The organism is Kineococcus auxinigenes, assembly GCF_050871525.1.
Classification (GTDB): domain Bacteria; phylum Actinomycetota; class Actinomycetes; order Actinomycetales; family Kineococcaceae; genus Kineococcus.
The window spans coordinates 1-12,101 of sequence record NZ_JBKBCT010000099.1; the positions used below are offsets into that span (position 1 = coordinate 1).

The window sequence follows — 12,101 nt, forward strand, 5'->3', positions numbered from 1 at the left end:
CCCCCCCCCCCCCCCCCCCCCCCCCCCCCCCCCCCCCCCCCCCCCCCCCCCCCCCCCCCCCCCCCCCCCCCCCCCCCCCCCCCCCCCCCCCCCCCCCGGCCCGGGTGTGCTCCCAGCGCGGGTGCAGGTCCCCGAGCAGCTCCTCGGCCAGCCGTGCCGCAGCGGTGACGAGCTCGTCGCCGTCGAGCTCTTCCAGCAACCGCTCCCAGCGCGCGCGGGCGGAGGTGGTGAGCGTGTCGTTTCCACTCATGGCCGGAACCGTACGGGGTGCGGTGGTGCGCGGGCAGGGCCGGTGGTCCCGGCCCACCCGCTCGCCCGCGCACGTCACCCGCTCGCCCTCGCTCGTCACCCGATCGCGTCGCCCACCTGGCGCACCCGCTCACCCAACCACTCCAGCTGCCGCCGCCAGTGGTGCACCTGCCCGCCCTCGTGGTCGTTGAACGGGTAGACCGCCAGCTCGGCCGGTCCGCCGTACGCGCGGTGCGCGGCGTACACGGTGGACGGCGGGCACACCCGGTCCATGAGCGCCACGGAGAACAGCGCGGGGGCGCTCGCCCACGGGGCCAGGTGGGCGACGTCGAAGTGGTCCAGGGTGTTCAGCGCGCGCTCGGCCTGGTCGCGGTGCACCGACAGGTAGCGGGTGATCTCCAGGTACGGGTCCAGGCCGCAGACCTCCACGGCGCGGCGCACGTGGCTCATGAACGGCACGTCGGGCAGCACCGCGAGCACGTCCGGCACGAGCGAGCCGGCCGCCAGGGCGATGGCACCGCCCTGGCTCGCGCCGGCCACCGCCACGGCGTGCGGCAGCACGCCCGGCAGGGCGCGGGCGGCCTCGACGGCGCGCGCGGCGTCGGTGTAGACGCGCCGGTAGTAGTGCTCCTCGGGGTCGAGGATGCCGCGGGTGGTGAACCCGGGGGTGGCGGGCCCGGAGCCGTGCGGGTCGGGGGTGTGCCCGCCACCGCCCCACACCGAGCCCTGCCCGCGGGTGTCCACCACCAGGTGGGCGTACCCGGCGCTGGCCCAGGTGAGCCGCTCCTCCGGCACGCCGCGCCCGCCGCCGTAGCCGACGAACTCCACGACGACCGGCAGGGGGCCGTCCGCGCCGGCCGGGCGCACCAGCCAGGCGCGGATGCGGTCGCCGCCGTAGCCGGCGAACGAGACGTCCCAGTGCGACAAGGTCGTCAGATGAGTGGGGGTCTCGGTGAGGTCCAGGTCCAGGGGCAGCGCGCGGGCCGCCGCCAGGGTGCGGTCCCAGAACCCGCGCAGCCCGGGAGGCGGCGTGAAGCGCGGTTCGTACGCTTCGAGATCGGCCTGGGTCATCTCGGACAGGGGCACGGCGGGTCTCCTCCGGCGAGTGACCACCCGGGTGGCAGCACCCCGGTGGTGACGGATTCATCAGATGACATCTTGACGCATGTCCGCGTCCGGGGGCATCCTCCTCTCACCGGTCACCGGCGGCGGACCTCCGTCGCGAGACGTCGAGGCCGCACCCCGACGCGGTGGTGCGCGCAGAGGAGACACGATGATGTGGACCACCCGGACGAACCCCGCCGCGCCTCGCGCGGGCCGGGCCGCGGCCCTGCTGTGCACCGCCGGCCTGCTGGCCGCCTGCGGCGGTGGCGGCGACGCGACGGCCGGCGGCGGTGACGACCCCATCCAGTTCTGGGGGTGGGTCCCCGGCCTGGAGGAGCAGGTCGCGCAGTGGAACACCGAGAACCCCGACACCCCGGTGGAGTTCCACCGCATGACCGGCGACGACGGCAAGAAGGTGGAGGCCGCCGTGGACGCCGGCGCCGGCCCCGACATCGTGCAGCTGTCCACGCACGACCTGCCCGACTACGTCATCAACGACCGGGTGCAGCCCATCACCGAGTTCGTCGCCGACACCGAGGACCTCTACACCCCGTCCTCGTGGCAGTCGGTGACCCTGGCCGGGGAGGTGTACGGCGTCCCGCAGGGCAGCGGCCCCACGGCGATGATGTACCGCACCGACGTCTTCGAGAAGCACGGCATCGCCGTGCCCACCACGTGGGACGAGTACGAGCAGGCCGCCGCCGCGCTGCACGCCGCGGACCCGAACGTCTACATCGCCGGGTTCTCGCCCAGCGAGATCGGCCAGTGGACGCAGGACGTCTCCCAGGCCGGCGGCACCTACTTCGGCATCGAGGGCGACGCCTGGAGCGTCCAGGTCGACAGCCCCGAGAGCCGCCGGGTCGCCGAGCGCTGGCAGCGGCTGCTGGACGCCGGGCTGGTGAAGACCACCCAGATGTGGACCCCGGAGTACTGGGCGTCGGTCAACGCCGGGGAGATCGCCACCATCACGTACGCCGCCTGGTTCCCCGTGCAGCTGCAGGAGAACGTCGCCGAGCAGGCGGGCCTGTGGCGGGTGGCGCCGCAACCCACCTACGACGGCACCCCCGTCGCCGGGGACTCCGGCGGCGCCGCCGACGTCGTGCTCGCCGGTGCCGACGACCTGGAGGGGGCGGCGGAGTTCCTCACCTGGATCAACAGCGACCCCGAGCAGGTCGAGCACCTCATCTCCGTCGGCGGCATCTTCCCCACCGCTCTGGTGGGCTTCGAATCCGAGGCGCTGGCCGAGGAGATGCCGTACTTCGGCGGGCAGCGCATCTACGACGTGTTCCGCCAGGCCGCCGAGGTGGTCCCGCCGACCTGGACCGACGGCCCCGCCAACGGGCAGGTCGACGCCGACATCACCGACGGGTTCGGTGCGGTCGCCAACGGGTCCACCACCTTCGCCCAGGTGCTCGCCGACGCCGACGCCGCCGCCACCGAGCGGCTGACGGGCATGGGCCTCGACGTGGTCGACCCGTCGTGAGCGTGGTGCCCCCGCCGGCCCGGCGCGCGGCGGTCCGGCGGCCGCCGGCGCGCCGCACCGGCGGCCGGCACGTCGCCCCGTACGCGTTCGCCGCGCCGTTCGTCGTGCTGTTCCTGGTGTTCCTCGTCGCTCCCATCGTGCTGGCGCTGTGGCAGAGCTTGTTCCGGCAGCGATCCGCCGGCGGCCTGGGCTTCGGCGGCACCCGCCAGCGCGAGTTCGCCGGGCTGGGCAACTACGTCACGGCGCTGACCGACACGGGGTTCACCTCCGGGTTCGCCCGCGTCCTGCTGTACGGCGCGGTGCAGGTCCCGGTGATGCTCGTCCTGGCCCTCGTGCTGGCGCTGCTCTTCGACTCCGCGGCGGTGCGCTTCCGCAGGTTCTTCCAGGCCGCGGTGTTCGTGCCGTACGCGGTGCCCGGCGTCATCGCCGCCCTGCTGTGGGGGTTCCTGTACCAGCCGGGCGTCAGCCCGATCGTCGGCGGCCTGGACTCGCTGGGGGTGGACGTCGACCTGCTGGCTCCCGGCACCGTGCTGTGGTCGCTGGCGAACATCGCCCTGTGGTCGAACACGGGCATCAACGTCGTCATCCTCTACGCGGCGTTGCAGTCGGTGCCCGCGGAGGTCGGTGAGGCCGCGCGGGTGGACGGTGCGAGCGAGCGGCGCATCGCCCTGAGCATCAAGCTGCCGATCATCCTGCCCGCCCTGCTGCTGACCACGCTGTCGTCGGTCATCGGAACCCTGCAGCTGTTCAGCGAACCGAACGTGCTGCGCACCATCACCTCGAACATCACCAGCGACTACACGCCCAACATGGCGATCTACACGGCGTCCACGGAGGCGCAGGACCCGCACCTGGCCGCGGCCATGGCCGTGCTGCTGGGCGTGTCCACGCTCGTGCTGTCGCTGGTGGTGCTGCGCATCTCGAACCGCAGGAACGGAGCAGTGGCGTGAGCACCAGCACCCGCACCGGCCCCGGGGTGGCGCCCGGGAAGCCGCCCGCTGCCGCCACCGGCCGCACCCGCCGCCGCACCACCACCAGTGCGGGGGAGCGGCACTCCACCGCCGTGCGCGTCCTGGCCACCGGTGCCGTCGCCGTGGCGACGGTGTACTTCCTCATGCCGGTGTGGTGGATGGTCGTGGCCGCCACGAAGTCCAGCACCTCGCTCTTCACCACCCCGGGGTTCTCCTTCGCGGACCCGCAGCTGGTGCAGAACCTGCGGGAGCTGTCCACCTACGACGACGGCATCTTCTGGCGCTGGGTCCTGAACACCGTCGTGTACTCCGTCGTCGGGTCCGTGCTGACCGTCCTGGTGTGCGCCGCGTGCGGGTACGCGCTGGCCATGTTCGAGTTCCGCGGCCGCAAGGTGCTGCTCGGTGCGGTGCTGGCGAGCATGCTGGTGCCGGGCACCGTCCTGGCGCAGCCGACGTACCTGCTCGTCGTGGAGCTGGGCCTGAACAACACCTACGCGGGCGTGCTGCTGCCCTCGATGGTGTACCCGTTCGGGGTGCTGCTGTGCACCGTGTTCGCCCGCTCCTCGGTGCCCGTGGAGCTGCTGGAGGCCGCCCGGCTGGACGGCGCGGGGGAACTGCGCATCTTCGTGTCCATCGGCCTGCGGCTGATGACGACGGGGCTGGTCACCGTCCTGCTGTTCGCGTTCCTGGGCAGCTGGAACAACTACCTGCTGCCGCTGATGGTCCTCACCGACGCCGAGCTGATGCCGCTGACGGTCGGCCTGACCGGCTGGAGCCAGGCGTCCATCACCATCCCCGGCCTGCAGGTCCTCGTGGTGGCCGGTTCCCTGGTCTCCGTGGTCCCCGTCATCGGCGTGTTCATCGCCCTGCAGCGGTACTGGCGTTCCGGCCTGACGGCCGGCGGCGTGCGGTTCTGACGTGGCCGTCGAACCCGTCCTGCGCTTCCCCGCGCCCGCCGGCACCTGGGTCGAGGCGCTGCCCGTGGGGAACGGGCGCCTCGGCGCGATGTGCTGGGGCGCCGCCGACGGCGAGCGGCTGTCCCTGAACGACGACCGCGCCTGGTCCGGCCCCGCCGGGGGCCCGTTCCACGAGGTCCCCGCCGGCCACGCCGCGGCCGTGGAGCGCGCCCGCGCCGCGGTGCTGGCCGGGGACCACCGCCTCGCCGAGGAGCTGCTGGGCCCCGTCGTGGTCCCGCACACCCAGGCGTACCTGCCGCTGGGCGACCTGCGCGTGACGTGCGACCCGTCGCCGGTGTCGCGCTTCGAGCGCGGCCTGGACATGCCCACCGGCACGGCGTGGGTGCGCCGCGAGCACCCCCACGGCGCCCGAGTGCAGCAGGAGACGATCGTCAGCGCCCCCGCCGGGGTCCTGCTGCACCGCCTGCGCGCCACCGGCACGGCCGTGGACGTCACCGTCTCCCTCACCTCCCCGCTGCGGGTGCGCGGCGCCGCCTCCGGTCCGGGCGGGGAGGGTTCGATCGAGGGGGGCGCGGAGCTGGAGGCCGTGCTCGAACTGCCGGTCGACGTGCGGCCCTGGAGCCCGGACGGCGGCGAACCCGTCACGTGGGCACCGGACGGTGCGGCGGCCCGCTGCGCCGCCGTCGTGCTGCGCGTGCGCACCGACGGCACCGTCCTGCCCGCGGGGCCGGGCGCGTCGGTGCGGGTGCTGGGCGCCCGCACCCTCGAGGTCCTGCTGGCCACCGAGGTCAGCGCCACCCCCGGCGGGCCGTGCCCCGGCGAGGACGAGGCCCTGCGCACCGCCCGCGACCGCGTCGCCGCCGCGGCCGCCACCGGTCCGGAGGAGCTGCTGAGCGCGCACCGCGCGGACCTGGCGCCCTGGTGGGACGACGCCCACCTGGACCTGGGCGGCGCCGTGCCCGCGGGCACGAGCACCGGTGAGCTGCTGCGCCGCGCCGTGGACGACGACGCCTGCCGGCGCGCCCTGGTGGAGCTGGCCGTCGCCCACGCCCGGTACCTGCTGCTGGCCGGTTCCCGCCCCGGCACGCACCCGCTGACCCTGCAGGGCGTCTGGAACGCGGAGCTGCAGCCGCCGTGGAGCTGCAACTACACGACCAACATCAACCTGCAGATGGCGTACTGGCCGGTGGAGGTGTGGGGGCTCGCGCCCCTGCACGAGCCGCTGCTGGCCTTCGTGCACCGCCTGGCCGCCGCCGGGGAGGACACCGCGCGGCGCGCGTACGGCGCCGGAGGGTGGGTCGCGCACCACAACAGCGACGTGTGGGCCACCACCGGCACCGCCGGGGGCGGCTGGGCGCGGCCGGAGTGGTCGGCGTGGCCGTACGGCGGGGCGTGGCTGGCCACCCACCTGCACGAGCACGCACGGTTCGCCGCCGACCCGCCCGCCGCGGCCCGCGAGGCGCTGCCCGTCGTGGCCGGTGCCGCCCGCTTCGTCCTGGACCGCCTGGTGCGGCTGCCCGACGGCGAGCTGGGCACCGCCCCCTCCACCTCGCCCGAGAACCGCTTCCTGGACCGCGACGGCGAACCCCGCCCCGCCGCGGTGAGCAGCACCTGCGACCTGGCGCTGACCGCCGCGGTGCTGCACGCGCTGCTGGACCTCACCACCACCGCAGGCACCACCGCCGGCGGCCCCCCCGGTGACGAGCAGCTGCTGCGCCGGGCCCGCACCGCGCTGGCGGGGCTGCCCGCACCGCGCACCGGCGCGCGCGGGGAACTGCTGGAGTGGCGCGAGGAGCTGCCCGAGGCCGAACCGGAGCACCGGCACACCTCCCACCTCGTCGGCCTGTTCCCGCTGCACCTGCTCGACGTCCGCACCGGCCCGGCCACGGCCGCCGCCGCGGTGCGCACCCTGGAGCTGCGCGGTGAGGAGTCCACCGGCTGGGCGCTGGCCTGGCGCGCGTGCCTGTGGGCGCGGCTCGGGCGCGGTGACCGGGTCGGCGAGGTGCTGCGGCGCTGCCTGCGCCCGGTGCCGGACGACGCCACCGCCGGCGACCAGGCCGGTGGGCTGTACCCGAACCTGTTCTCCGCGCACCCGCCGTTCCAGCTGGACGGGAACAGCGGCCTGGCCGCCGCCGTCGCCGAGGCCCTGGTGCAGTCCGGCGACGACGTGGTGCGGTTGCTGCCCGCCCTGCCGCCGGACTGGCCGGACGGCTGCGTGCGCGGCCTGCGCACCCGCGCCGGGGTGCGCGTCGAACTCACCTGGCGCGCCGGCCGGCCCGTGCACGTGGTGCTCACGGCGCTGCGGGCCGCGCACGTCACCGTCCACGCCGGGCCGCCCGGCGACGACACGACCCTGGGGGTGTTCCGGCTGAGCGCCGGTGAACGCGCCGAGGTGCCCGTGGGCCCCCGGACCCCTGAGAACCCGAAGGACCCGACCGACGAGGAGCAGCCGACGTGAAGCTGGTGCGCGTGGGGGAGGCGGGGCGCGAGCGCCCGCTGGCCCTGCTGGACGACGGTTCCGGTGCCGACCTCACCGGGGTGCTGGACCCGCACCGCCCCTGGACCGGGGAGGACCTGCAGCGGGCCGCCGCCGCGGTCGCCGGTGGTGCCCTGCCGCGGGTGCAGCCGGCCGGGCAGCGGGTGGGGTCCCCCCTGCCGCGCCCGGTGACCATCGTGTGCGTGGGCCTGAACTACCGCGACCACGCCGCCGAGACCGGTTCGCCGCTGCCCGCCGAGCCGATCCTGTTCCTGAAGTCCCCGGCCACCGTGGTCGGCCCGAACGACGAGGTGCTGGTCCCGCGCGGCAGCGTGAAGACCGACTACGAGGTCGAGCTCGGCGTCGTCATCGGCCGCCGCGCCCGCTACCTGGGCAGCGCCGAGGAGGGCCTGGCGCACGTCGCCGGGTACGTCGTCTCGCACGACGTGTCCGAGCGGGAGTTCCAGCTCGAGCGCGGGGGGCAGTGGGACAAGGGGAAGAACTGCGAGACGTTCAACCCGCTGGGGCCGTGGTTCGTCACCGCCGACGAGGTCCCCGACCCGCAGGCCCTGGCCCTGCGCCTGTGGGTGGACGGGGAGCTGCGTCAGGACGGCACCACCGCCGACATGGTGTTCGGCGTCGGCGAGCTCGTCGCGTACATCAGCAGGTTCATGGTCCTCGAGCCCGGGGACGTCGTGAACACCGGGACCCCGGCCGGCGTCGCGCTGGGCCGCCCGGACCCCAAGCCGTACCTGCGCCCCGGTCAGGTCGTCGAGCTCGAGATCGACGGCCTGGGACGGATGCGCCACCGAGTGGGAGCCGCCCGATGAGCACGTTCACCCGCTTCGAGACGCACGACGTGCGCTTCCCGACCTCCCGGCACCTCGACGGTTCCGACGCGATGAACCCGGACCCGGACTACTCCGCGGCGTACCTGGTCCTGGGAACCGACGACGCCGACGGGCTGCAGGGCCACGGCTTCGCCTTCACGATCGGGCGCGGCAACGACGTGCAGGTCGCCGCGATCGACGCGTTGGCCGGTCACGTGCTCGGCCGCGACGTGGAGGAGGTCCTCGGCGACATGGGCGCCACCTGGCGCACCTTCGCCGACGACTCGCAGCTGCGCTGGCTGGGGCCGGAGAAGGGCGTCATGCACATGGCGGTCTCCGCGGTCGTCAACGCCCTGTGGGACCTGAAGGCCAAGCGCGCCGGACTGCCGCTGTGGGACCTGCTGGCGCGGATGAGCCCGGCGGAACTGGTCGCGCTGGTCGACTTCCGCTACCTGACCGACGCGCTGACCCCGCAGCAGGCGCTGGACATCCTCACCGCCGCAGAACCCGGCCGCACCGCCCGCCGCGAGGAGCTGCTGCGCACCGGGTACCCGGCGTACACCACCACCCCGGGGTGGCTGGGGTACTCCGACGACAAGCTCGTGGCGCTGTCCCGGCAGGCCGTGGCGGAGGGTTTCCCCCAGATCAAGCTGAAGGTGGGCGCCGACCTGGCCGACGACGTGCGCCGGCTGCGGCTGGCCCGCGAGGCCGTCGGGCCCCACGTGCGCATCGCCGTGGACGCCAACCAGCGCTGGGACGTCGCCGAGGCGGTCGAGTGGATCGGCGCGCTGGCCCCCTTCGACCCGTGGTGGGTGGAGGAACCCACCAGCCCCGACGACGTCCTGGGGCACGCCGCGATCCGCCGCGCCGTGGCGCCGGTGAAGATCGCCACCGGTGAGCACGTCCAGAACCGCATCGTCTTCAAGCAGCTGCTGCAGGCCGGTTCCCTGGACGTCCTGCAGATCGACGCCGCCCGGGTCGCCGGCGTCAACGAGAACGTCGCGATCCTGCTGCTCGCTGCGAAGTTCGGGGTCCCGGTGTGCCCGCACGCCGGCGGCGTCGGCCTGTGCGAGCTCGTGCAGCACCTGTCGATGTTCGACTACGTGGCGATCTCGGGAACCACCGAGGACCGGGTCGTGGAGTACGTCGACCACCTGCACGAGCACTTCGTGCACCCCGTGCGGGTGACCGGCGGGCGCTACGAGACGCCGCTGATGCCCGGGTTCTCCGCCGAGCTGGTGCCCGGGACGGTGCAGCGGTTCGCGTTCCCCGGTGGGCCGGAGTGGTGCTCCGAGCCGGTCCTGGCCGCCGTGGAGCCGCCGGCCCCGCAGGGGGCCGTCGCCCTGGGCGGCGCGGCGGTCGTCGCGTGAGCGGGCCGTTCGCGGGGTGCCGCGCCCTGGTCACCGGGGGTTCCTCCGGGATCGGCGCGGCCACCGCCCGGCGCCTGCTCGCCGACGGGGCGGCCGTCGCCGTGCTGGACCTGGACCCGTCCGCCGCGCCCGGCGGCACCGTCGCCCTGGCCGCCGACGTCGGCGACGACGCGTCCGTGCGCGCCGCCGTCGCCGAGGCCGCCGGGGCGCTGGGCGGGCTGGACGTCCTGGTCAACAACGCGGGGATCGGCGCGCGCGGCACCGTGGAGGACGGTGACGACGAGCAGTGGCACCGCGTCCTGGACGTCAACGTCGTCGGGGTGGTGCGCACCACCCGCGCCGCCCTGCCGCACCTGCGCCGCTCCGGCTGCGCCTCGATCGTCAACACGTCCTGCATCGCGGCGTGGGCGGGGCTGCCGCAGCGGGCGCTGTTCTCGGCGTCCAAGGGCGCCGTGCAGGCGCTGACGCTGGCGATGGCCGCGGACCACCTCGCCGAGGGGGTCCGCGTGAACTGCGTGGACCCCGGCACGGTGGACACCCCGTGGGTGCAGCGGCTGCTGGACGCCGCCGACGATCCCGCCGCCGAGCGGGCCCGCCTGGCCGCCCGCCAGCCCACCGGGCGCCTCGTCACGCCCGAGGAGGTCGCGCACGCCATCGCCTCGCTGGCCGACCCGCGATGCGGCGCCACCGGCACCGCGCTGGCCGTCGACGGCGGGATGCACTCCCTGCGCCTGCCCGCCAAGGTGTGAGGGTGCGCACCGCAGCTCTGGGCAGGACCGGTCTGGCCGTCCCCGCGATCGGGTTCGGGTGCGCGCCGCTGGGGAACCTCTACGCGGAGGTCCCCGAGGCGCAGGCGCGCGCCGCGCTGGAGGAGGCGTGGGCCGGCGGGACCCGGTACTTCGACACCGCCCCCTACTACGGCCTGGGTCTGTCCGAGCGGCGCGTGGGCGCGTTCCTGCGCGACGTGCCGCGCGATGAGCTCGTCCTGCAGACCAAGGTGGGCCGGCTGCTGCGCCCGCGCCGCGGCGAGCCCGCGCACCACCCGCACGGGTTCGCCGTCCCGGGTGACGTGGAGCCGGTGTGGGACTTCTCCGCCGAGGGGGTGCGGCGCAGCCTGTCGGAGAGCCTGGAGCGGCTCGGGCTGGACCGCGTCGACGTCGTCCTCGTGCACGACCCGGACGAGTTCGAGGACGAGGCGCGCCGCGGCGCCCTGCCGGAGCTGCTGCGGCTGCGCGAGCAGGGCGTCGTGCGCGCCGTCGGGGTGGGGATGAACCAGGCGGCGATGCCCACCCGGTTCCTCGCCGAGTTCGACCTCGACGTGGTGCTGCTCGCCGGCCGCTACAACCTCGTGGAGCAGGACGCGCTGGACGACCTGCTGCCGGCGGCGCAGCGCGCCGGGGCGGCCGTCGTCCTCGGCGGTGTCTTCGGGTCGGGCCTGCTGGCCGCCGACGCCCCGGCACCGGGCGCGACGTACTCCTACGCGCCCGCACCGCAGGACGTGCTGGCGCGGGCGCAGCAGCTGGCCGAGCTCGCCGCCGCGCACGGCGTTCCGCTGCCCGCGGTGGCGGTGCAGGCCGTCCTCGCCCACCCCGCCGTGGCGGCCGTGCTGCTGGGCATGCGCAGCCCGCAGGAGGTGCGCGCGGACGTCGCCCTGCCGGACGTGCCGGTGCCTGCCGCGTTCTGGCGGGAACTGCGCGGTCAGGGCCTGGTGCGCGCCGACACCCCGCTGCCCGGCGAACCCCGGTGAACCCGGCGGGGGTCGTCGACGCCCACCACCACTCGTGGGACCCCGCCGGCCGCCGCTACCCGTGGATGGAGCGCCCCGGCCTGGAACCGCTGCACCGCCCGTTCGGGCTCGCGGAGCTGGCGCGGGAGGCGGTCGCCGCGGGGGTGGTCACGACGGTGCTCGTGCAGACCGTCGCGCAGACCACCGAAACGCGCGAGTTCCTGACCGCGGCGGCGGCCTCCGGCGGCCTCGTCGGCGCCGTCGTCGGCTGGATGGACCTGCGCGGCGCGGCGGTCGCCGACGACCTCGCCGCCCTGCGCGCCGGGCCGGGCGGGCACCTGCTGCGCGGGGTGCGGCACCAGGTGGAGGACGAACCCGACCTGGAGTGGCTGCGCCGGGCGGACGTGCGCCGCGGTGCCGCCGCCGTCGCCGCGGCGGGTCTGGTGCACGACCTGCTGGTGCGCCCGGACCAGTTGCCCGCCGCGACCGCCCTGGCGCGTGAGCTGCCCGGTGCGGTGTTCGTCCTGGACCACGCGGCCAAACCTCCGCTGGAGCCCGCCGGGCTGGCGGTGTGGCGCGAGCGCACCACCGACCTGGCCCGATGCGGCAACGTGCTCTGCAAGGTGTCCGGGTTGTTCACCCTCCTGCCGCCCGGCGGCGGGGACGAACTGCTCGAACCCGTCGTGCGGCACCTGCTGGAGGTGTTCGGCCCGCGTCGGCTGCTGTTCGGCACCGACTGGCCGGTCAGCACCCTCGCCGGCGGCTACGGCGACGTGGTGCGGCGCACCACCGCGCTGCTGCACGGCCTCTCCGTGGCTGAGCGCGACGCCGTGCTCGCCGGCACGGCGCGGTCGGTCTACGGGATCCCCGGGCCGGGGGGGGGGGGGGGGGGGGGGGGGGGGGGGGGGGGCCGGGGGGCGGGGGGCGGGGGGGGGGGGGGGGGGGGGGGGGGGGGCGGGGGGGGGGGGGGCGAGG

General features: G+C 75.6%; 10 protein-coding genes. 9 read left to right on the forward strand and 1 reads right to left on the reverse strand.

The window, feature by feature from the left end:
• Positions 1-345 precede the first annotated feature (345 nt).
• Positions 346-1,335 (reverse strand): acetylxylan esterase, encoded by a 990-nt coding sequence (locus tag ACRYR9_RS18410; protein WP_432498670.1) that lies wholly within the window; start codon positions 1,333-1,335, stop codon positions 346-348.
• 187 nt (positions 1,336-1,522) lie between these two features.
• Here ACRYR9_RS18410 and ACRYR9_RS18415 point away from each other — a divergent pair, with 187 nt between their 5' ends.
• The 9 genes from ACRYR9_RS18415 to ACRYR9_RS18455 form a co-directional block, all read left to right on the forward strand.
• Positions 1,523-2,836, forward strand: coding sequence for an extracellular solute-binding protein (locus ACRYR9_RS18415; RefSeq protein ID WP_432498673.1), 1,314 nt, complete (start codon positions 1,523-1,525; stop codon positions 2,834-2,836).
• Entirely contained in the window at positions 2,833-3,786 is a 954-nt protein-coding gene (locus tag ACRYR9_RS18420; protein WP_432498675.1) for a carbohydrate ABC transporter permease, read from the forward strand. The genes ACRYR9_RS18415 and ACRYR9_RS18420 overlap by 4 nt, the downstream gene beginning before the upstream one ends.
• On the forward strand, positions 3,783-4,724 hold the full coding sequence (locus ACRYR9_RS18425) for a carbohydrate ABC transporter permease (RefSeq protein ID WP_432498677.1): 942 nt from the start codon (positions 3,783-3,785) through the stop codon (positions 4,722-4,724). The genes ACRYR9_RS18420 and ACRYR9_RS18425 overlap by 4 nt, the downstream gene beginning before the upstream one ends.
• Position 4,725: 1 nt before the next feature.
• Positions 4,726-7,182: a glycoside hydrolase family 95 protein gene (locus ACRYR9_RS18430; RefSeq protein WP_432498679.1), complete on the forward strand. Its 2,457-nt coding sequence runs from the start codon at positions 4,726-4,728 to the stop codon at positions 7,180-7,182.
• Positions 7,179-8,030, forward strand: coding sequence for a fumarylacetoacetate hydrolase family protein (locus ACRYR9_RS18435; protein ID WP_432498681.1), 852 nt, complete (start codon positions 7,179-7,181; stop codon positions 8,028-8,030). Before ACRYR9_RS18430 ends, ACRYR9_RS18435 begins: the two co-directional genes overlap by 4 nt.
• Entirely contained in the window at positions 8,027-9,400 is a 1,374-nt protein-coding gene (locus tag ACRYR9_RS18440) for an L-fuconate dehydratase (RefSeq protein WP_432498684.1), read from the forward strand. The genes ACRYR9_RS18435 and ACRYR9_RS18440 overlap by 4 nt, the downstream gene beginning before the upstream one ends.
• Positions 9,397-10,149 carry an SDR family NAD(P)-dependent oxidoreductase gene (locus ACRYR9_RS18445; RefSeq protein WP_432540206.1) on the forward strand — a complete coding sequence of 251 codons (753 nt, stop codon included), beginning with the start codon at positions 9,397-9,399 and terminating at the stop codon, positions 10,147-10,149. The genes ACRYR9_RS18440 and ACRYR9_RS18445 overlap by 4 nt, the downstream gene beginning before the upstream one ends.
• Before the next feature lie 2 nt (positions 10,150-10,151).
• The gene (locus tag ACRYR9_RS18450) at positions 10,152-11,147 is read left to right on the forward strand and encodes an aldo/keto reductase (protein ID WP_432498689.1); all 996 of its coding nucleotides are present in this window, start codon (positions 10,152-10,154) and stop codon (positions 11,145-11,147) included.
• The coding region (locus ACRYR9_RS18455) for an amidohydrolase family protein (protein ID WP_432540207.1) at positions 11,144-12,101 on the forward strand (958 nt) is incomplete at its 3' end. The genes ACRYR9_RS18450 and ACRYR9_RS18455, both read left to right, overlap by 4 nt.